This window comes from Pseudomonas sp. NPDC088429 (assembly GCF_044753305.1).
Taxonomy (GTDB): Bacteria; Pseudomonadota; Gammaproteobacteria; order Pseudomonadales; family Pseudomonadaceae; genus Aquipseudomonas; species Aquipseudomonas rustica.
Genome location: NZ_JBIVMX010000079.1, coordinates 1 through 21,270, shown reverse-complemented (window position 1 = coordinate 21,270; position 21,270 = coordinate 1). Strand labels below are relative to the sequence as shown.

Below are 21,270 nucleotides of genomic sequence, written 5' to 3'. Positions count from 1 at the left end.
TACTCCTCTCACGAGCTCTAAAGCAGCTTGCGCAATGCAGTTGGGTTTTGATCGCCAACACTTCACCCTGCCAAGGGTTGGCATTTTCTTTGGATTGAATAAGGGCCGCCCGTCTCGCGTCAGACGCTCGACAAATCCTGGGACAGCGGTGAGTTCTTATTCGAATTCGTGGTCAAAGGCCTAGTTACAGACCAATTCCATTTGGTGCGGAAAGTTGGAAGGCACCGACACCTGGGTGTCTTGGAAGCCTAACGACTCACTCGACACCCGACTTCCTGCTCGCCTCCTTAATAAAGGCTGAACAGTGCCGGGAATTCAGTGCGGGCGATTGTAGATAGGTAGCGCCCTATACACCATGTCTTATCCCGAAATAATTTTTATCCGTTCGAGCAACAATCCATCGCCATTTTTGCAAAAGTTCCACATGTTATCGAAATCGATTCTCAACAAAAACACCAAAAATTGTAGGTCTACCCGCCTCAGTTCAGACAGCTCTGATGGCTTTTTCCCACGTCGATATCAGCGTAAAGCCCGATAACACAAGGGCTCTGGCCATTTGCCAGAGCGTGTTAAAACTGCCTGTTCGAGCGTTTGTGCTTAAAAGCAGAAAATTGCCGAAACAGACCAATGTTTTTGTGTAACAGGAGGCCAATCCAGCCCCTCGCGGAGCCCTGCGACACACCGCGTGTGACAACATGTCGCACACCTGTCGCACCCTCCGTTGCCGTTCGTCACGGTGTTTTCACAAAGTCTCTGAAATGCAAAACGCCCCGATTTACTGATCCGCAAATCGAGGCGTTTTCTGTATCGGCTTGCTTGCCGAATAGTTGACTCAGCGCAGTGCCTTGCGGTTACGCGAGGTCAGCAGCGGCACCAGAATCACCACCAGCACGAACGCCACCAGCGCCCATTGCGCCAGCGACAGGCCGAGGATCGGCGGGTACGGCGTTGAGCAGAAACCGTCGACCTGAAAGCCCAGCGGGAAGATCTTCGCCAGCGGCAGATCATCGACAATCGGCTGCAGCACATCGATGCCACAGCTCACTGCCGGATAGAACTGCGTGTACACGTGGTGCCCGGCGACAGCCGCGCCAGCCAGTGCGCAAATCACCACCAGCACTTCGAACACGGTGATGCTGCGACGCGTGCGCATGGCCGCCCCGATGAACGCGAAGATCGCAATCAGCAGCAACGCATAACGCTGCAAGATGCACAGCGGGCATGGCGCTTCACCGAGCACGATCTGCATGTACAACGCCCCACCGATCAGCGCCAGGCAGATGATGCCCAACAGCACCAGAAAGCGCCGCTCACGTCCCAACCGCATTGTTTCCTCGCTCATCGCGTTTCCCTTGTATGTCCATGGTTCAGCCGGCGTGCGGCTGAAAGTTGTCGCAAGTCTACACCGGGGGAATAAACGATAAAGCGGTTAAGGATTCATTAAATCCAGGATCAAAAGATCGCAGCCTCCGGCAGCTCCTACAGTTATTACACCCTTTCCCTGTAGGAGCTGCCGAAGGCTGCGATCTTTTGCTGGGGGTTACTCCAAAGCTGAAGCCGGCCCAAAGAACTCGTAACGGCTCTGCTGCTCCGGCACGCCGAGCGCTTTCAGATGACGCTTGATCGCACCCATGAACCCCTTCGGCCCAAGGAAGTAAGCATCGACATCACGCTGTTCCGGCAACCACTCGCCCAATTGCTCCAGGCTCAACATGCCGACCTTGTCCGCCGCCGGGCTCACGCCATCGTCTTCGGCGTAGCAGTAGAAACGCTTGAGCTGCGGATGACGCGCCGCCAAGCCATCGACCCAATCGCGAAACGCATGCACGCCGCCATTGCGCGCGCAGTGGATAAAGTGCACCGGACGCTCGGTTTCCAGCGCCGCTTCGAGCATCGCCAATGTTGGTGTAATACCCACACCGCCGCTGATCAGCACCAGCGGTTTATCGCTGGCCGTCAGGGTGAACTCGCCCGATGGCGGGAACAGCTGAATGCTCGCGCCGACGTGCAGTTGATCGTGCAAGTGATTCGACGCACGACCACCCGGTTCGCGTTTGACGCTGATGCGGTACTGACCTTTGTTCGCCAACGCCGACAGCGAATAGTTGCGGCGGATTTCTTCGCCATCGAGGATCAGTTTCATGCCGATATACTGACCCGGCTCGGCCGCCAGAATCGCGCCTTTGTCGGCAGGTTCGAAGTAGAACGAGATGATTTCCGCGCTCTCTTCAACCTTGGCCGCGACGATAAAGTCGCGCGCCCCACGCCAGCCGCCGACCGCGTGTTCTTTCTCGTCGTAGATGGCTGTTTCTGCACCGATCAGAATGTCGGCCAGTTGACCGTACGCCGCGCCCCACGCGCTCATCACTTCCGGGGTGGCGATTTCGTCACCGAGCACTTCAGAGATCGCCCGCAGCAGGCAGGTACCGACAATCGGGTAGTGCTCCGGCAGAATCTGCAGGGCCACGTGCTTGTTGATGATTTTCGCCACCAGATCGCCCAACTGATCGAGTTGATCAATGTGGCGGGCGTACATCAAGACCCCGTTGGCCAGAGCACGCGGTTGGTCGCCGCTGGCCTGGTGCGCCTGATTAAACAGAGGGCGTACTTCCGGGTATTCAGAGAGCATCATGCGATAGAAGTGCGTGATCAGCGCTTCCCCGCCGCTTTCCAGCAGAGGCACGGTGGATTTGACGATGGCACGATCCTGGACGCTAAGCATAAGAGTGACTCCTGAGCTTCTTGAAAAAGTTATCTGAGTCATATCAGTTTCCGTGCCAACTTTTTAAACCTTATAAATCAATGAGTTGAGAAATACGTAGTCATAACGACTCAAAGGGTTTTATAGTCATCGCGACTACATCTTGTCTCTTTGACTACACGACCATGACCGCCAAATCCCTGCTTACCGCACTGTTGCCTCTAGTCTCCGACCTGTCGCGCGAACTGCCCGAGGGCGAGCGTTATCGACGCTTGCTCGAAGCCATGCGCGCCCTGCTGCCGTGCGATGCCGCCGCGTTGTTGCGCCTCGACGGTGAATCGCTGGTGCCGCTGGCAGTCGATGGTTTGAGTACCGACACCCTCGGTCGTCGCTTCAAAGTCAGCGAGCATCCGCGTTTCGAAATTTTACTGGCCGGTGCCGGACCAACGCGTTTCGCCGCCGACAGCGACTTGCCCGATCCTTATGACGGTTTGGTCGATGGGCTCGACGAACATCTGGAAGTCCACGACTGCCTCGGCTGCCCGCTGTTTGTCGATGAAAAACTCTGGGGGCTGATCACCCTCGACGCGCTCGATCCGGAACGTTTCGAGCCGATCGAACTGGATGCTCTGCAAGCGTTCGCCAGTCTGGCCTCGGCCACGGTCAACGCGGCCGAGCGCATCGAGCGTCTGGCGATTCGCGCGGAAGACGAGCATCAGCGCGCCGAGGTTTACCGTCAGGCCAGCGGTCAGCAGAACCGCGAAATGATCGGTCAGAGCAAAGCGCTCAAACGCTTGGTGGAGGAGATCAACCTGGTCGGCGGCAGTGATCTGACTGTATTGATCACTGGTGAAACCGGAGTCGGCAAAGAGTTGGTGGCGCAAGCGATCCACGCCGCCTCCCCGCGCGCCGACAAACCGATCATCAGCCTCAACTGCGCCGCACTGCCGGACACCTTGGTGGAAAGCGAACTGTTCGGCCACGTCCGCGGCGCGTTCACCGGCGCCACCAGCGATCGTCGCGGCAAGTTTGAACTGGCCAATGGCGGCACGCTGTTTCTCGATGAAGTGGGTGAACTGTCGCTGACGGTGCAGGCCAAGTTGTTGCGGGTGTTGCAGAGCGGGCAGTTGCAGCGTTTGGGCTCGGATAAAGAGCATCAAGTCGACGTGCGTTTGATCGCCGCGACCAACCGCGATTTGGCCGAGGAAGTACGCAGCGGTCGCTATCGTGCCGACTTCTATCACCGTATGAGTGTGTACCCGCTGCGTGTGCCGGCGCTGCGTGATCGTGGGCGGGATGTGTTGTTGCTCAGCGGTTTCTTTCTGGAGCAGAACCGTTCGCGCATGGGCCTTAATAGCCTGCGTCTGAACAGCGATGCGCAGGAAGCGCTGCTCGCTTATACCTGGCCCGGCAACGTGCGCGAGCTGGAGCATTTGATTGGGCGCAGTGCGTTGAAGGCGTTGGGTAACTGCAAGGTGCGGCCGAAGATTTTGAGTTTGAGTGCAGCGGATCTGGATTTGCCGCGTGAGGTTGTGGATAACTCTGCCGCCGCGGCTGCCGATGTTGTTGCGACGGCGCCGTTGATTAACGGTGATTTGCGCAGTGCGACTGAGGAGTATCAGCGGCGGTTGATCAGTGCGGCGCTGGAGCGGAATCAGGATAACTGGGCGAGCGCGGCGCGGGAATTGGGGCTGGATCGGGCGAATCTTGGGCGGATGGCTAAGCGGTTGGGTATGAAGGGCTAGAAGCACACCCTCACCCTAGCCCTCTCCCACTGGGAGAGGGGACTGATTGGGGGATATTGGCGATGTCCGCCGACGTGAACCTGCTTTACCGAATCCATAATCGACTCGGTCGGTCAGGTCGATGTAAAACGCCAGACACCTCGGTCGGCCCCCTCTCCCTCTGGGAGAGGGCTGGGGTGAGGGGCGCTGGATCCGGCTCTGAATCCAACCCCAACCCGACAACTGACCTAAAGCCCCACCCCTTAACGCCGATAACCCGGCATCAATAGTTCTTGGCGATCCACCCTCGCCCACCACCTTTTTCCACAGAAGGTTTATATGTCTTCCACCAAAGCCCGCGCAGATTCACTTTCGCTTCTGCTGTTTACCTTGCGCAGCGGCAAGCTGATGGCGATCAACCTGCTGAAAGTCAGTGAAATCATTCCCTGCCCGCCACTGACAAAACTTCCCGAGTCGCACCCGCACGTCAAAGGCATCGCCACCCTGCGCGGTAATTCGCTCTCGGTGATCGACCTCAGCCGCGCGATCGGCGAACGACCGCTGGAAGACCCGGACGGCGGCTGCCTGATCGTCACCGACGTCAGCCGTTCCAAGCAGGGCCTGCACGTGCAAGCCGTGAGCAAAATCGTCCACTGTCTGACCACCGACATCAAACCCCCACCGTTCGGCTCCGGCGGCCCGCGCGCTTACATCACCGGCGTGACCTCGGTGGACGGCACGCTGGTGCAAGTGCTCGACATCGAAAAAGTCATCCACAGCATCGCCCCGGCGCAGATTGAAATGGCGCCGACCGACCTGACCATGGAAGACGCCGAAGTCCTCGGTAACGCACGGATTCTGGTGGTCGACGACAGCCAGGTCGCGCTGCAACAATCGGTGCACACCCTGCGTAACCTCGGCCTGCAATGCCACACTGCGCGCAGCGCCAAGGAAGCCATCGACTGCCTGCTCGACCTGCAAGGCACGGCGCAGCAGATCAACCTGATCGTCTCCGACATCGAAATGTCCGAAATGGACGGCTACGCCTTCACCCGCACCCTGCGCGAGACCCCGGACTTCGCCCACCTCTACGTGCTGCTGCACACCTCGCTCGACAGCGCGATGAACAGCGAAAAAGCGCGGCTGGCCGGAGCGAATGCGGTGCTAACCAAATTCTCCTCGCCGGAACTGACCCAGCGTTTGATCGAAGCGGCCAAGCACGTCGCTGCGCACGGGCATTGAGTGTTGAGCGAGACGTATTGTTTTCTGATGCGGCGCGACTTGGCTGAAGTCGTGCCGGCTGTGCAATGGCCGTCAGGCATCGAGATTTCCGTTTACCGCGCAGAACTGGCGCCAGCGGTGCATCACCTGATGCAACTCGGTTACCGCGAGGGTGGTGGCCGGGTGCCGATGCTCGATGAATGGCAGCAACGCTTTGAGCGCGATCCGGAATATGACCCGACCTTGTGCTTTATTGCCTGCGATGCCGAAGGGGTTGTCGGTGTGGCGCAGTGCTGGACGAGTGCCTATATCAAGAATCTGGTGGTGCATCCTCGGGTGCAGGGTCGAGGATTGGGCCGGGCGTTGCTGGTGAATGCGTTCAAGGTGTTTCAGCAACGCCGTGAAGGGTTTGTTGATTTGAAGGTGCTGGAAGACAACCGGCGGGCGCAGCGCTTGTATGAAAGTGCCGGGATGTATGTAGTCCGCCGGGAATTGGTGCCGGACCTGTAAAGTCAAAAGATCGCAGCCTTCGGCAGCTCCTACAGATGTTCGCGATCCCCTGTAGGAGCTGCCAAAGGCTGCGATCTTTTGACGATGACCTGAGCAACAAAACTGCAGAGTCAGACTCCAACCTTGGCCACCCACACCAAGGACGCCCAATCATGAAAGCCCTCACCCTCAGCCTCCTCTGCCTCACCGCCCTAGCCTCCCAGGCCCAAGCCTCAAGCCCCGACGCCTGGGCCGCCTACGATAAAACCGTCCTCGCCAGTTGCACCAAAGCCAGCGGCCTCAAAACCCCAAAACCCGTCGGCAGCCCCGCGCAATTCGATGACCGCGTCGGCTACACCGCCGTTCTGCTGCAAGGTACCTACCCGCAAAAACACATGAAAGGCCAGCAAGGCACCGAGCTGTGCCTCTACAACAAACAGTCGAAAACCGCGTTCATCACCGAGTGGGACTCGATCCGCCCGCCCGCCAAAACCCAGTGAGTGGCGCACAACTTGCTTCGATTCAGATCAGCGCGGTGGTTTTCCGTCACCGTTTAATGCCCTGAATCGCGACTGGCCGTTCAATGAATACAACGTTTTCCTGCGTAGGCTGCGGCAAATGCTGCACCGACCACCACGTCCCCCTGACCCTGGCCGAAGCCCGCATGTGGGCGGCGGACGGTGGTCAAGTGATCGTGTTGGTCGAGGCCTTTCTCGGCAACGGACTCGGCTTGCCAACGCAGCAACGCGAGCACGCCGAACGTCGTTCAGCGGTGGTACGCAGCGGCGCGACCGCTGCGCACGTGGCAATCACCTTCGCCGCGTACAACGTCGGGCCTTGCCGGAATCTTGACGAAGACAAGCTCTGCCGCATCTACGAGCGCCGACCATTGGTGTGCCGCATTTATCCCGCGGAAATCAACCCGCATATCCCACTCAATCCCGCCGCCAAAGATTGCCCGCCAGAGTCCTGGGAACAAGGGCCGGCGTTGATTGTGGGCGGTGAGTTGGTGGATCAGGAACTGGTCGAATTGATTCAGCGCTCACGCCAGGCGGATCGTGATGACATTCGGCTCAAGGATGCCATTTGCGCGACGTTGGGGATTCGTACCACGGCGTTGAAGGGCGACGGCTTTACCGCGTATCTGCCCAATATGGACGCGTTTGCGTCGGTGATTGATCAAGTGATCGAGCAACCGCTGAACACGGCGCAGAGTGAATGGTTGTTTCATGTGTCCGGGGAGGACATTGCCGGGCAAGTGCTGGCGGCCGGGGCTCAGGTAGTGACAGAGCCGGCGCAGACGTATGCGTTTATTTCGTTGCGGGCGGCTTGATGCGGGAGTTGCGCTGGGGCTAATGGCCTCTTCGCGGGCAAGCCTTCTCCTACGGGGTTGTAGGGTGTTCATACAATTTGTGTACGACACAAAACCTGTAGGAGCCGAGCTTGCTCGCGAAGAGGCCCGCCAGATCAAGCAAATCTGACTCAGCGCTTACCCATCGACCGACGCGTACCCGGCGGGGCCATGCCCGGGGTTTTGGTGTGGCCATTCTTGGCGCCGTTCTTGTACCACGGCTGATTCGAATCCTTGCCAGCCGCCAATTCACCGGGCTTGAACGGGAACTTGAACGCCGGGATCGCAGGCTTGGTTTCGCTGACGTCAGTCAGATCGGCCGGGACATCGCTGATAGCGTCGTCAACCGGCGGTTGGGTCGGGGAAGTCATGAAAGCTCCGGAAAGCAAAAAGTCGGGCCCGAACAGTGAGCCGCGAAGGCGCGCAGTATACCTGCACGCTCCGCGTCGGCACCTGAAGATTTGCGCCGTTCGCCGGATGGTAACGGGCTCGACGAGAAAGATGACGGACTTCAACGCGATTGCTCCTGGAGGGTATGGAGCAATTGCGCTGCGCTATCCAGCAGTTGCGCCAACAGCGCTTCATCCTCATCCATGTACCCTTCGTACTCCGCAAGGTTGCGCCGTTCGTGGCACAAAGCGAACAACCGCACCTGCACCTTGCTGACCTGCGCGGTGTGAACTAGACATTGAAAAACCAGATAACGTTTGTCTGATCGATAGCCACTTAACCGAAGTGCGTTCAGGGCCAAGGCGTGAGCTGCGTTGTAAGCCAAGTCGAAACGGCTGGCAAAAGACAACGTAGACGTTTGCGCATCCTTGAGCCGATCCACAGCCGAGCGCATCAAGCCGACACACTCCTTGTGATCCGGCGGCTCCGCTTTCAGTCCGCCGCTACGTAGAAGATTCTCCAGACTCTCGTTGCTGCCCATCCTTGGACTCCAAAGGGTTTGCCCCTAACAGATCGATTTTTTCCTGCTGCACCACCCGCACAACAAAGCTGTTTTGTGCTGCCAGCTTCGCTGCCCAGTCTTGCGGGGTGTAAAGCGTCGGATTGATGGGGCGGCCCAGTTGCTCTTCCATGGGCATGAGCCGTTCCATCACGTCACTGTAGTGCAGGCCTTCGCCGATCAGCATGAGATCAATGTCACTGAGTGTGTTTGCTTTGTCCTTAGCGATAGAGCCATAGACAAACGCCCAGACAATTAGCCCGGCAAACGGCTGAAGCGCTTGGCGCAAAGGTTCGGCAATGCCAAAAGTTTTGCGAGATATGCCCAAAAGCTCGGTATAGACAGGGCAATCGGGATTGGCCTGGTAATGGGTCTGATTGCCCACCCGTGTCATGCGCAACACCCCCGCCCGGTGCAAGCGATCAAGCTCACGCATGAGACTGCCTTTACCCACATGCGCCCAACGCGCGATCTCATTGGCGTAGAACGTCCGATCGGGTTTGCCAAAAAGCAGGCCCAACACTTTTTGCTGAGTATTAGTGAACAGCGCTTCGCTTAGAGAGATGCTTTCCATTGCGGCCGCCGAAGAGTCCCAAAAAGGGAACGATAGGTCTCTTTTTGGGACTTATCAACTTATCGATGGAAACTGAAAAACCCGAGGCCTACGCCGGTACTGTAGGAGCTGCCGAAGGCTGCGATCTTTTGCTCCGGACTTGGCTTTGTAAAAAAACAAAATCAAAAGATCGCAGCCTCGTTGCACTCGACAGCTCCTACGGGGTTTCAGGGCTGGGGATCAACCCGATCCAGTGCCCGGTTTACCGCCAATTCGGCAAGCATGACGATCTGCTGGATGGCCAACGCCGTGCTGCGTTGCGGGCGGCTGAGCTGATCGGCGAAATCGCCGGCCATCACGTTGGCCGATGCCAGGGATTCGCAGGCGTGAGCGAGCAGGCTTTCAGTGTCGATGTTCGGGTGGACGAGGAACATCGTGCTCGGCAGGCGCGGTTTTATCGGGTCGGGGCTGAGGTAGAAATCGAGGGCGCGTTTGATGGCTTCGCGGTTTTTGATCTGGTCGTCGGCGCGGATGGCGTCTTCGAGGGGGGTTGTTGTTTCGAGCGGGGGATCGGGTACGGGCTTAGTCATGGAATCGGTTCTCACTGATCGGAGCCAACCAATTGCCGTTTCTCACGCGACGTATTGGGTGGCAGCTATGTGCAGGGTGAGAAACCGGGTAAGAACCACCACTTCCGGCCGAACCGAAGTTCGCCCGCACACAGCCGCCATAGAAATGCAGGCAGCAATGAACTGGCGGCAATTATGACGATACTGCAGGTGGAATAATACTTAGCCCGGGTTCTCACACCCGATCGCCGAGTTTTCGGCGACAAGCCAAGACTAGAGAGCGCGCGTCCGACGGACAACCTGAAAACCTTGTGGGAAGGTTCACCCATTTCGAAACGCTTTTAAACACCCACTGCCGATGTAGGAGCTGCCGCAGGCTGCGATCTTTTGATGTTCGACGTCAGAGGCAAGATCAAAAGATCGCAGCCTGCGGCAGCTCCTACATGAGATTGCCGCCAACTGAAGAAAATGGTCGGCTGGCGGGCCGCCATCGCTGGCAAGCCCGCTCCCACAGAGATTGTGTGCAGTCTGTATTAAATGGATTGGCCGGTCGGGCGCCTTCGCGAGCAAGCTCTGCTCCTACGAAGAGCAAAAGCAGAACGCACACCGCTTCTGCTTCTCACCACTCAACACGATGAGCGCAAGCTCGGGTGAGCTCTTGATCTTGATCCACGGGCGACGTCGGAAGGCTGAGTGGAGGGATTGATCCGGGGGTGGGAGCGCAGCGACCGTTTGGCGCAGCCAAACACAGCGAGAGGAGGTGCAGCGAAGCAAACCGTAGGCGCTGCGCCCGGATCGATCCCGGAGCGAAGGAACCCCGAGCCCCAGCGAGCGGGCCGCACGTAGGAGCAAGCCTTTTTGGTTACTTTTTCGGCGTCTGGAAAAAGTGACCCGCCGTAAGGGCGGAACCGTAATCAGCAACACCCGCAGCAACGGATATGCACCCAGCGAAACTGACAGCGCTGTCAGCCAGCCGTCACCCTCCTGACCCCCAAACAAGTTTATAACTACCCAACCTGCCCAAACTCCATACCCTTGGCGCCCGACCCGCATGCGAATCCAAAAGAACAAAGCCCTGCTCGCCACCCTATTGATCGTCCTCGCAGGCGCAGGTCTGTGGTACGCCCTGAAACCCGCCCCGACCAAACTCGCCACCCCCACAGCAATTCCCGTGCGAGTCATAGCGGTCAGCGAAAAAGACGTCCCCCGCTACACCAGCGGTATCGGCTCCGTACTCTCATTACACAGCGTGGTCGTGCGCCCACAAATCGACGGCATCCTCACCAAAATCCTCGTCAAAGAAGGCCAACTCGTCAAAACAGGCGACCTCCTGGCCACCATCGACGACCGCTCCATCCGCGCCAGTCTCGACCAGGCCCGCGCCCAACTGGGCGAAAGCCAGGCACAACTGCAAGTCGCCCTGGTCAACCTCAAACGCTACAAACTGCTCACCGTCGACGACGGCATCTCGAAACAGACCTACGACCAACAACAAGCCCTGGTCAACCAATTGAAGGCCACCGCCCAAGGCAACCAGGCTTCCATCGATTCCGCGCAGGTACAACTTTCCTACACGCAAATCCGCTCCCCGGTCACCGGCCGCGTCGGTATTCGTACAGTCGACGAAGGCAACTTCCTGCGCATGACCGACACCGCCGGCCTGTTCACCGTCACCCAGATCGACCCGATCGCCGTTGAATTCTCCCTGCCCCAGCAAATGCTGCCGACCCTGCAAGGCCTGATCAACGATCCACAGCGCGCCCAGGTCAAGGCCTACATCGGCGCCGACACCGATGGTGAAACCGGCAACCTGCTCGGCGAAGGTCACCTGACCCTGATCGACAACCAGATCAACGCCAACACCGGCACCATCCGCGCCAAAGCCGAATTCGCCAACGCCAGCCAGAAGCTCTGGCCCGGCCTGCTGGTCACGGTAAAAATTCAGACAGCCCTCGACAAAGATGCGCTGGTCGTCCCGCCCACTGTCGTACAACGTGGTCTCGACCAACACTTCGTTTACCGCGTGAATGGCGACAAGGTCGAAGCCGTACAAGTGCAGATGGTTTACCAAGGCAGCGGCCAGGACATCATCAAAGGCGTGAAGGCCGGTGACGTGCTGGTCACCGACGGCCAGTCGCGGCTCAAGCCCGGCTCGACCGTGCAAGTCATGACCGAGCCGGCGCAGGTGGTGCAAGCGGAGCCGAAACCATGAAGGCGCACAAAGGCGTCTCGACGTGGTGCATCGATCACCCGGTCGCCACAATCCTGTTGACCATCGCTTTGGTGCTGGTCGGTTTGATTGCCTTCCCGCGTTTGCCCATCGCCCCACTGCCGGAAGCGGAATTTCCTACGATTCAGGTTTCCGCGCAGTTGCCCGGCGCCAGCCCCGACACCATGGCCTCGTCCGTGGCCACGCCGCTGGAGGTGCAATTCAGCGCCATCCCCGGCATGACCCAGATGACCTCAAGCAGCGCATTGGGCTCGAGCCTTTTGACCCTGCAATTCACCCTCGATAAAAGCATCGACACCGCTGCGCAAGAAGTCCAAGCGGCGATCAACACCGCCGCCGGCAAACTGCCCCAGGACATGCCGACGCTGCCAACGTGGAAGAAGGTCAACCCGGCCGACAGCCCGGTACTGATCCTCAGCGTCAGCTCGACGCAAATGCCCGGCACCGAACTCAGCGACTTGGTGGAAACCCTGCTCTCGCGTCAGATCAGCCAGATCGACGGCGTAGGACAAATCAACATCACCGGTCAGCAACGTCCGGCGATTCGCGTGCAAGCCTCGGCAGACAAACTCGCGGCGATTGGCCTGACACTCGCCGACATTCGTCTGGCGATCCAGCAGACCAGCCTCAACCTCGCCAAAGGTGCGCTGTACGGCGAGTCGAGCATCTCGACGCTGTCGACCAACGACCAGTTGTTCCACCCCGAGGACTACAGCCAACTCATCGTTTCCTACAAGGATGGCGCCCCGGTTCACCTGCGCGATGTCGCCAAAGTCGTCAACGGTTCGGAAGATGCCTACGTGCAGGCGTGGGCCGGGGATCAACCCGGGGTGAACCTGGTGATCTCGCGCCAACCCGGCGCCAACATCGTAGAAACGGTCGACCGCATTCAAGCCGCCCTGCCCGGCCTCGAAGCGATGTTGCCGGCCTCGGTGCAGGTGAAAACCCTGATCGACCGCACCCAGACTATTCGCGCCTCGCTGCATGAAGTCGAAATCACCCTGTTGATCGCAATCATGCTGGTGGTCGCGGTGATGGCGCTGTTCCTGCGCCAGTTGTCGGCGACCCTGATTGTCTCGGCAGTGCTCGGCGTGTCGCTGATCGCCAGTTTCGCTTTGATGTACATCCTCGGCTTCAGCCTGAACAACCTGACGCTGGTGGCGATCGTCGTCGCGGTCGGCTTCGTCGTCGACGATGCGATCGTGGTGGTGGAGAACATCCACCGACACCTTGAGGCCGGCGACGATATGCGCGAAGCCGCGATCAAGGGCGCCGGCGAAATCGGATTCACCGTGGTCTCGATCAGTTTCTCGTTGGTGGCGGCGTTTATTCCGCTGCTGTTCATGGGCGGGGTGGTCGGGCGACTGTTCAAGGAATTCGCCCTGACCGCAACCTCGACTATCATGATTTCCGTGGTGGTCTCGCTGACTTTGGCGCCAACGCTGGCCGCGCTGTTCATGCGCAAACCGGTGCATCACGCCCACGACAAACCGGGTTTCAGCGAACGCCTGCTCGGCTGGTACGAACGAGGCCTGCGCCGCGCCCTCGCCCACCAGAAATTGATGATCGGCGTGTTCGGTTTATCGCTGGCAATGGCCATAGGCGGTTACATCTTTATCCCGAAAGGTTTCTTCCCGGTGCAGGACACCGGTTTCGTCCTCGGCACCACCGAAGCTGCGGCGGATATTTCCTACGGCGACATGGTGAAAAAACACTTGGCCATGGCCGAAATCGTCGCCGCCGATCCGGCCGTGCAAGCGTTTTCCCACTCGGTCGGCGTGTCCGGCAGTAACCAGACCATCGCCAACGGCCGCTTCTGGATTGCCCTGAAAAAACGCGGCGACCGCGACGTCAGCGCCAGCCAGTTCATCGACCGCATCCGCCCGCAACTGATGAAAGTCCCCGGCATCGTGCTGTACCTGCGCGCAGGCCAGGATATCAACCTCAGTTCCGGCCCGAGCCGCGCGCAGTACCAATACGTGCTCAAGAGCAACGACGGCGCGACCCTCGCGACATGGACGCAACGCCTGACTGAAAAACTGCGCAGCAACCCGGCGTTTCGCGACATATCCAACGATCTGCAACTGGGCGGCAGCATCACCCACATCAGCATCGACCGCAGCGCCGCCGCGCGTTTCGGCCTGACCGCCAGCGACGTCGACGAGGCGCTGTACGATGCCTTCGGTCAAAGGCAGATCAATGAATTTCAGACCCAGGTCAACCAGTACAACGTGATTCTGGAGCTGGACACCAAGCAGCGCGGCAAGGCCGAAAGCCTCAACTATTTCTACCTGCGCTCACCGCTGAGTGGCGAGATGGTGCCGCTATCGGCGCTGGCCAAATTCGATGCGCCGACCATTGGCCCGTTGTCGATTGCCCACGACGGCATGTTCCCCGCCGCCAACCTGTCGTTCAACCTCGCGCCCGGCGTGGCGCTGGGTGATGCGGTGATTCTGCTCAATCAGGCCAAAGCCGAGATCGGCATGCCGACGGCGATCAGCGGCAATTTCCAGGGTGCGGCGCAGGCGTTCCAGAGTTCGCTGGCCAGTCAGCCGTGGCTGATTCTCGCGGCGCTGGTGGCGGTGTACATCATTCTCGGCGTGCTTTATGAAAGCTTCGTGCACCCGCTGACGATTATTTCGACGCTGCCGGCGGCAGGCTTGGGCGCGGTGATCATGCTGTGGATCTGCGGCCAGGACTTTTCGATCATGGCCTTGATCGGTCTGGTGTTGCTGATCGGTATCGTCAAGAAGAACGGCATCCTGATGATCGACTTCGCGCTGGAGGCGCAGCGCCATCGCGGCCTGTCGCCGCAGGATGCGATTTTCGAAGCATGCATCACGCGGTTCCGGCCGATCATCATGACCACCCTCGCCGCCCTCCTCGGCGCGCTGCCGCTGATGCTCGGTTACGGCACCGGCGCCGAACTGCGCCAGCCGCTGGGGATCGCGGTGGTGGGCGGTTTGCTGGTCAGCCAGATGCTGACGTTGTTTACCACGCCGGTCATATACTTGTGGCTCGAGCGACTTTTCCATAGACCCAAACCTGCGCCCCAGCCGGCGTTGGCGACCACAGACTGAGGCAGGGTCATGCGCGTTCTGATTATCGAAGACGAGGAAAAAACCGCGGATTATCTGCACCGCGGTCTGACGGAACAGGGTTACACCGTGGATCTGGCCCGCGACGGCATCGAGGGTCTGCACCTGGCGCTGGAAAGCGACTACGCGGTGATCGTCCTCGACGTCATGTTGCCGGGCCTCGATGGCTTCGGCGTGCTGCGCGCATTGCGTGCGCGCAAGCAAACCCCGGTGATCATGCTCACCGCCCGCGAGCGCGTCGAAGATCGTATCCGAGGCTTGCGCGACGGTGCCGACGATTACCTCGGCAAACCGTTTTCCTTCCTCGAACTGGTCGCACGCTTGCAAGCGCTGACCCGGCGCAGTGGCGGCCATGAACCGGTGCAGGTGAGCATTGCCGACCTGTGGATAGATTTGATCAGCCGCAAGGCGACCCGCGCCGGTACGCGACTGGATCTGACCGCCAAGGAGTTCTCGCTGTTGAGCGTCCTCGCCCGCCGCCAAGGTGAAATCCTTTCGAAAACCGCCATCGCCGAAATGGTCTGGGACATCAATTTTGACAGCGACGCCAACGTCGTCGAAGTCGCAATCAAGCGCCTGCGCGCCAAGCTCGACGGGCCGTTCGACGAGAAACTGCTGCACACCATTCGCGGCATGGGTTATGTGCTGGAGAGCCGTGGTGTCCAGTAATTCGATTGCCCTGCGCCTCAGTGGCATGTTCACGCTAGTGGCGTTGCTGGTGTTTCTGTTGATCGGCGGCGCGTTGTATCAGCAGGTCGATAAAGGTTTGGGCTTGCTGCCGGAAGCCGAGCTGGACGCGCGTTACAGCGTGCTCGAATCCACGGTCGGCCGCTTCGGCACGCCCGAGCACTGGGTGAAGATCAACAACAAACTCAAGCTGCTCGGCGAAGAAGACAAGCGCATCAGTTTCTGGATCAGCAGCGGCGATCCGCAATACGAATACGGCAACCTCACGCCGCAGATCCGCGAGATCACCAATGGCCCTTTGGGCACGCGCGATCTGCAATTGCCGGGGCAGCCTTATCCACTGAAAGTGCTGGTGAGTGAATTTCCGGCCAAGGATCAGCGCCCGCCGCTGCGCTTTATGATCGGCATCGACACCGATACGTTTCATGAGACTCAGCACAACCTGTTGATCGCGTTGATCGGGCTGGCGATTGTCGGTGTGTTGATGGCTTCGGCGCTGGGTTATTGGGTGGCGCGGATTGGTTTGAAGCCGTTGATCAAACTCTCCCACGAAGCACAGCGACTGGCACCGCCACTGAGGGCTGGGCGCTTGCGTCTGTCGCCGCTGCCACCGGAGCTGGAGCAGTTTGTCGACTCGTTCAACTCGACGCTGGAGCGGGTCGAACTGGCCTATTCGCGGCTGGAATCGTTCAACGCTGACGTCGCTCATGAGCTGCGTTCGCCGCTGACCAATCTGATCGGCCAGACCCAAGTGGCGCTGACCCGTGGGCGCTCTGCGGAACATTATTTCGAGGTGCTGCAATCCAATCTGGAAGAGCTGGAACGGCTGCGGTCGATCATTAACGACATGCTTTTTCTGGCCAGTGCGGATCAGGGTAATAAGGCGACCAAACTCACCTCGACTTCGCTGGCTGATGAGGTGGCGACGACGCTCGAATATCTGGATTTCATTCTTGAAGATGCGCAGGTTCAGGTGCAGGTCAGCGGTGATGCGCTGGTGCAGATTGAAGTCGCGCATTTGCGGCGGGCGTTGATCAATTTGCTGAGTAATGCGGTGCAGCATACCGAGGCGGGTCAGGTGATTGAGGTGCGGATTGAGGTTGAAGAACATCAGGTGAGTATTGGTGTGGCCAATCCGGGATCGCCGATTGCCAGTGAGCATTTGCCGCGGTTGTTCGAGCGGTTTTATCGGGTGGATGCCTCGCGCAGTAACAGCGGCAATAACCATGGGTTGGGGCTGGCGATCGTCAAAGCGATTGCGCTGATGCATGGTGGGGATGTGTTTGTGCGCAGTGATCGGGGGATGAATACTTTCGGGATTTATTTGCCGGTCTGAAAAGCCCCTCACCCTAACCCTCTCCCAGAGGGAGAGGGGACTGATTGGGGGATGCTGCAGATGTGCACCGACCTGATCTTGATTCACCGAATCCATAATCGACTCGATCTTTCAGGTCGATGTACAACGCCAGACACCTCGGTCAGCTCCCTCTCCCTCCGGGAGAGGGCTGGGGTGAGGGGCTTTTGACTGGCATTGAAATATCCAGTCGAACTCAGGCTTTGAAGAGCATGGAGATCTGCTCCCTTCCCCCTCGCCCCTTGGGGGAGAGGGCTGGGGTGAGGGGGTGATCTTTGCTTTTGCTGTAACAGTCATTTATGAAAATCGCGCTGTTTCCCGTCGCTCGGCAACCTTATCTTTGCCCGCACCAAACAGCACACTCGCCAAGCGAGAAGGTTTTCAAGATGTCCAACAGTATGGGTATTGCCAGCGCTTTCGTTTTGTCCTCATTGATCCTGTCGCCGATGGCGATGGCTGAAGAATCCCACGCGTTCGTGGCGCAGAATTCTGCCCGCGCTCAAGCGTATGACCAGCATCAGGCAGAAATGATGGCCAAGGCCAAAGACGCCACGCAGGCCCCTCAGGCTGCAACTTCCCAGGCTCAATCGCTGGAAAAAGACAGCTGAGTCGCGCACCGCACCGTTTCCCTCGACGCGGTTGTTTGGCTCTTCCCGTTCAACCGTCGTCATTCCAGGCCGCTGCCTTTCAGCGGCCTTTTTTCGTTGTGGTCTGAAAGCCGTTTGGTTCGTCTGTAACAACAAGAAACATCGAGCGCCTCAAAACATAGAGGCGCCAGTTGACCCAAGGAGCTCCATTGCACGTGCGTTACCCAGTCCGCTTCACTCCGTTGTTCATTGCAATTGCCGCAACGATTGCCCCCGCCGTTCACGCCGACGAGCCTGCGAAAGAAGGTTTCATCGAAGGCTCAAGCCTCAACCTCAACGCCCGCAACTACTACATGAATCGCAACCGCATGCAGCAGGCGGACGACAACATTGAGTGGGGCCAAGGGTTTCTCGGGATCTTCCAGTCGGGTTACACCGAAGGCACGGTCGGTTTCGGCATTGATGCCCACGCCATGCTCGGCCTGAAACTCGACGGCGGTGGCGGCACGGACGGCTCAAGCATCCTGCCGATCAGCGATGGCAACGGCAAAGCGCCGGGCTCGTTCTCAACAGCGGGCGGTACGCTGAAAATGCGTGCGTTCGATACCGAGTTGAAGGCCGGTGACCTGTTCCTCACCAACCCGGTGATCGCGGGCGGTGACACGCGCATGCTGCCGCAGACGTTTCGTGGTGTCAGTCTGACCAACCACAGCTTCGACGGCTGGTTGATCGAGGGCGGTCAGGCCAGTTTCACCAAGCCGTACAACCAGAGTGGTCACACGCGCATCGGTACCTCCTACGGGACGTTGGCCGCGGGCGACGAAAGCCAGCATCTGAACTGGGCTGGCGTGGCGTGGAGCGGTGTCGAGGGTTTGGTCAGCAGCCTGTACGCGTCCGAACTCAAGGACATCTGGAACCAGTACTACTACGACTTGGATTACACCTGGCAGTTGAACGATCTGGTCAGCCTCAACCCCGGCCTGCACTTCTATCACACGCAAGACACCGGCGATGCGCTGCTCGGCGACATCGACAACAACACCTACAGCCTGCATTTCACCGTGGGGATCGGCAGCCACAGCGTCACGGCGGCGTATCAGCGGGTCAACGGCAATACGCCGTTCGACTACATCAGTCAGGGCGACAGCGTTTATCTGGACAACTCGCAGCAGTACTCGGACTTCAACGGCCCGAACGAACGCTCGTGGAAGCTCAAGTACGCCTATGACTTTGCCGGAGTGGGTTATCCGGGGCTGACGTCGGCAGTGTCGTACTCGCGCGGGACGGTGGATTTGACCAAGGTTGATCCGGATAGCCAGGGTTACTCGAACTGGTACAGCGCCGAGGGTCGCAATGCCAAGCATTGGGAACGCGATATCGATTTGAAGTACGTGGTGCAAAGTGGCCAGGCCAAAGATCTGGCGGTACGCCTGCAATGGGCGACCAACCGCGGTGGCAATGGTTACGGCGCGATTGATACCGACACCGACGAATACCGCGTGATCATCGACTACCCGATCAACGTCTTCTAAGATCAGTTAACACTGAACCTGTAGGAGCTGCCGAAGGCTGCGATCTTGTGATCCTGATTTTTAAAAACAAGATCAAAAGATCGCAGCCTTCGGCAGCTCCTACGCTTAGAAGATCCCCTCAACCGATAATCCGATCATGATCGCGAGCCGTAACCCTCCCGTTTCGGGCAAGACCGGACGCCCCGAGCTGCTGCTGATCTGCGGCAGTTTGCTCAGCGTGATCGCGATTTTATCAATCGTCACTTTTCTGCTGATTCGCGAGCACGCCAACGCTCGGCAATCCGCCACCCGCAGTGCGACCACCATTGCTCAGTTGATCGACGCCGACGTGCTGCGTACCGTCGAACTCTACGACCTGTCCCTGCAAGGTTTGATCGCTGCCGCCCAGCGCGATGATCTGCAAAACGTGTCGCCGGAAATCCGCCATCTGGCGCTGTTCGACCGCTCCACCACTGCGCGCTTCAAGGGCGACATTCTGCTGCTCGACAAGCACGGCGATGTTCTTGCTGACTCCTCAAGAGTCGAGCCGAAACCGGGCAACTTCGCCGACCGCGATTACTTCCTCGCCCACGCCTTCAACCGCGATGTCGGCATGTTCATCAGCCGACCGTTCAAGACCCGTTGCGACTGCGACGAAGCCAATCAATGGCGCATCAGTTTCAGCCGACGCATTTCCTCGGACACCGGCGAATTTGTCGGGGTGGCGGTGGCGTCGATGAAGCTCGACTATTTCGATCAACTGTTCAAAAGCCTCGACATCGGCAAGGGCAGCACGCTGAACATCATCGACGATGACGGTGTGCTGCTGGCGCAGAAGCCTTATCTGCAAAGCGATTCGATCGGTAAAAGCTTCGGTAACCGGCCCAACGTGATCCGAATTCTGCGCGACAAGGATGGCAAGGGCAGTTTCAGCAGCACGTCGAGCATGGATCATCAGCAGCGCCTCTATACGTACTCGCGGGTGGGCAATTTACCGCTGACGGTGATGGTCGCGCTGTCCAGCGATGAGGTGTTTGCGACGTGGCGGCGTACGGCGATGTTGATCAGTGGCGCCACTGGTGCGCTTTGCGTGGGATTGCTCTGGCTGACATGGCTACTCGCCCGTGAACTGCGCCGACGTCAACGCGCTGAACGTGAACTGGCGCAACTGGCCGCCACCGATGCGCTGACCGGTGTCGCCAATCGTCGGATGCTTGATCAATCACTGCGTCACGAGTGGTTCCGCGCGCAGCGTTCGGGCAAACCGATGTCGGTGATGATGATCGACGCCGACCATTTCAAGGCGTTCAACGACCAGCATGGTCATCAGGCTGGGGATCAGGCGTTGAAGGCGTTGGCCAAGGTGATTACGGACAATGTGCGGCGACCGGCGGATCTAGTGGCGCGGTATGGCGGCGAGGAGTTTTCGGTGATTCTGGCTGAGACTGACAGCCAGGGCGCGCAGCAGATTGCCGAGCATATTCGGCAGGCGGTGGAGCAGTTGCCGTGGGTTGCCGGGGCTGATCGGCCGATGACGGTGAGTATCGGCATTGCGACGTGGACCGCGGCGAGTGAGATGACGCTGGAGCAGTTGCTGTTTGTGGCGGACAAGGCGTTGTATCAGGCGAAGGAAGGTGGGCGCAATCGAGTGGTGGTGGTGGCTGCCTGAAGATCAAAAGATCGCAGCCTTCGGCAGCTCCTACATTGGAATGCGGTTCCTGTAGGAGCTGCCGAAGGCTGCGATCTTTTGCGTCTGAAAAAAGGAGCATAAAAAAAGGCCATCCGAGGATGGCCTTCAAAAAACTAGAGAGGTTTTTTACTTACACCGCCGCAACCGGGCGCATGTAAGAGATTGGTGCGGTGCTGGCGTCATCGAACGTCACCACTTCCCAAGCATCTGTTTGCTCAATCAACTTGCGCAACAGCTGGTTGTTCAGTGCATGACCGGACTTGAAGCCTTTGAACTCACCAATCAGGCTGTTACCCAAAAGGTACAGGTCGCCAATGGCATCGAGGATCTTGTGCTTCACGAATTCGTCTTCATAGCGAAGGCCGTCTTCGTTCAACACGCCATCGGCATCGACCACGATTGCGTTTTCAACGCTGCCGCCGAGTGCGAGGTTGTGCTTGCGCAGGTACTCGATATCACTCATGAAACCAAAGGTACGGGCGCGGCTGACTTCTTTTACGAACGAAGTGCTGGAAAAATCCACGCTTGCACTTTGGGTGCGGTCCCGGAAATCCGG

19 protein-coding genes are annotated in these 21,270 nt (G+C 58.8%); 12 read left to right on the top strand and 7 right to left on the bottom strand.

Annotated elements, in window-relative coordinates; all coding sequences use genetic code 11:
* Nucleotides 1–832 precede the first annotated feature (832 nt).
* Both ACIP66_RS25505 and hmpA read right to left on the bottom strand, forming a co-directional pair.
* Nucleotides 833–1,342: a disulfide bond formation protein B gene (locus ACIP66_RS25505; protein WP_053123590.1), complete on the bottom strand. Its 510-nt coding sequence runs from the start codon at nucleotides 1,340–1,342 to the stop codon at nucleotides 833–835.
* 198 nt (nucleotides 1,343–1,540) lie between these two features.
* On the bottom strand, nucleotides 1,541–2,722 hold the full coding sequence (gene hmpA / locus ACIP66_RS25500) for an NO-inducible flavohemoprotein (RefSeq protein ID WP_212548779.1): 1,182 nt from the start codon (nucleotides 2,720–2,722) through the stop codon (nucleotides 1,541–1,543).
* Nucleotides 2,723–2,886: 164 nt separating this feature from the next.
* Between hmpA and norR the strand changes: the two genes are divergently transcribed.
* The 5 genes from norR (at nucleotide 2,887) to ACIP66_RS25475 (ending at nucleotide 7,468) form a co-directional block, all read left to right on the top strand.
* The gene (gene norR, locus ACIP66_RS25495) at nucleotides 2,887–4,446 is read left to right on the top strand and encodes a nitric oxide reductase transcriptional regulator NorR (RefSeq protein WP_212545552.1); all 1,560 of its coding nucleotides are present in this window, start codon (nucleotides 2,887–2,889) and stop codon (nucleotides 4,444–4,446) included.
* A gap of 318 nt (nucleotides 4,447–4,764) precedes the next feature.
* Nucleotides 4,765–5,667, top strand: coding sequence for a chemotaxis protein CheV (locus tag ACIP66_RS25490; RefSeq protein WP_053123596.1), 903 nt, complete (start codon nucleotides 4,765–4,767; stop codon nucleotides 5,665–5,667).
* A gap of 27 nt (nucleotides 5,668–5,694) precedes the next feature.
* The gene (locus ACIP66_RS25485) at nucleotides 5,695–6,156 is read left to right on the top strand and encodes a GNAT family N-acetyltransferase (RefSeq protein WP_400651804.1); all 462 of its coding nucleotides are present in this window, start codon (nucleotides 5,695–5,697) and stop codon (nucleotides 6,154–6,156) included.
* Nucleotides 6,157–6,308: 152 nt separating this feature from the next.
* Nucleotides 6,309–6,635, top strand: a complete 327-nt coding sequence (locus tag ACIP66_RS25480) for a hypothetical protein (protein WP_400651801.1) — start codon at nucleotides 6,309–6,311, stop codon at nucleotides 6,633–6,635.
* A gap of 83 nt (nucleotides 6,636–6,718) precedes the next feature.
* The gene (locus tag ACIP66_RS25475; RefSeq protein WP_282354298.1) at nucleotides 6,719–7,468 is read left to right on the top strand and encodes a YkgJ family cysteine cluster protein; all 750 of its coding nucleotides are present in this window, start codon (nucleotides 6,719–6,721) and stop codon (nucleotides 7,466–7,468) included.
* Between the two features lie 149 nt (nucleotides 7,469–7,617).
* On the opposite strand, the gene ACIP66_RS25470 is transcribed toward ACIP66_RS25475, so the two are convergent.
* The 4 genes from ACIP66_RS25470 to ACIP66_RS25455 all read right to left on the bottom strand — a co-directional run bounded on the left by ACIP66_RS25470 (nucleotide 7,618) and on the right by ACIP66_RS25455 (nucleotide 9,578).
* A complete protein-coding gene (locus ACIP66_RS25470; RefSeq protein ID WP_053123604.1) occupies nucleotides 7,618–7,857 on the bottom strand; it encodes a hypothetical protein in 240 nt (79 codons plus the stop codon).
* A gap of 140 nt (nucleotides 7,858–7,997) precedes the next feature.
* The gene (locus tag ACIP66_RS25465; RefSeq protein WP_053123606.1) at nucleotides 7,998–8,417 is read right to left on the bottom strand and encodes a hypothetical protein; all 420 of its coding nucleotides are present in this window, start codon (nucleotides 8,415–8,417) and stop codon (nucleotides 7,998–8,000) included.
* Nucleotides 8,380–9,009, bottom strand: coding sequence for a nucleotidyltransferase domain-containing protein (locus ACIP66_RS25460; protein ID WP_053123608.1), 630 nt, complete (start codon nucleotides 9,007–9,009; stop codon nucleotides 8,380–8,382). Before ACIP66_RS25460 ends, ACIP66_RS25465 begins: the two co-directional genes overlap by 38 nt.
* Nucleotides 9,010–9,215: 206 nt before the next feature.
* Nucleotides 9,216–9,578, bottom strand: a complete 363-nt coding sequence (locus ACIP66_RS25455) for a DUF6124 family protein (protein WP_053123610.1) — start codon at nucleotides 9,576–9,578, stop codon at nucleotides 9,216–9,218.
* A 1,030-nt stretch (nucleotides 9,579–10,608) separates the two neighbouring features.
* Between ACIP66_RS25455 and ACIP66_RS25450 the strand changes: the two genes are divergently transcribed.
* The 7 genes from ACIP66_RS25450 (at nucleotide 10,609) to ACIP66_RS25420 (ending at nucleotide 20,693) form a co-directional block, all read left to right on the top strand.
* On the top strand, nucleotides 10,609–11,769 hold the full coding sequence (locus tag ACIP66_RS25450; protein ID WP_053123612.1) for an efflux RND transporter periplasmic adaptor subunit: 1,161 nt from the start codon (nucleotides 10,609–10,611) through the stop codon (nucleotides 11,767–11,769).
* On the top strand, nucleotides 11,766–14,867 hold the full coding sequence (locus tag ACIP66_RS25445; RefSeq protein ID WP_400651795.1) for a multidrug efflux RND transporter permease subunit: 3,102 nt from the start codon (nucleotides 11,766–11,768) through the stop codon (nucleotides 14,865–14,867). The genes ACIP66_RS25450 and ACIP66_RS25445 overlap by 4 nt, the downstream gene beginning before the upstream one ends.
* Nucleotides 14,868–14,876: 9 nt before the next feature.
* Nucleotides 14,877–15,554, top strand: a complete 678-nt coding sequence (locus tag ACIP66_RS25440; RefSeq protein ID WP_053123617.1) for a heavy metal response regulator transcription factor — start codon at nucleotides 14,877–14,879, stop codon at nucleotides 15,552–15,554.
* A complete protein-coding gene (locus ACIP66_RS25435; protein WP_053123619.1) occupies nucleotides 15,544–16,908 on the top strand; it encodes a heavy metal sensor histidine kinase in 1,365 nt (454 codons plus the stop codon). The genes ACIP66_RS25440 and ACIP66_RS25435 overlap by 11 nt, the downstream gene beginning before the upstream one ends.
* Nucleotides 16,909–17,312: 404 nt before the next feature.
* Complete coding sequence (locus ACIP66_RS25430; RefSeq protein WP_053123621.1) at nucleotides 17,313–17,534, top strand: hypothetical protein; 222 nt, start codon at nucleotides 17,313–17,315, stop codon at nucleotides 17,532–17,534.
* Nucleotides 17,535–17,728: 194 nt separating this feature from the next.
* On the top strand, nucleotides 17,729–19,045 hold the full coding sequence (locus ACIP66_RS25425) for an OprD family porin (protein ID WP_400651794.1): 1,317 nt from the start codon (nucleotides 17,729–17,731) through the stop codon (nucleotides 19,043–19,045).
* Nucleotides 19,046–19,181: 136 nt separating this feature from the next.
* Complete coding sequence (locus ACIP66_RS25420; protein ID WP_400651792.1) at nucleotides 19,182–20,693, top strand: diguanylate cyclase; 1,512 nt, start codon at nucleotides 19,182–19,184, stop codon at nucleotides 20,691–20,693.
* A 151-nt stretch (nucleotides 20,694–20,844) separates the two neighbouring features.
* Here ACIP66_RS25420 and ACIP66_RS25415 read toward each other — a convergent pair.
* On the bottom strand, nucleotides 20,845–21,270 hold a 426-nt coding region (locus tag ACIP66_RS25415), incomplete at its 5' end, for a UDP-3-O-acyl-N-acetylglucosamine deacetylase (protein ID WP_400651790.1).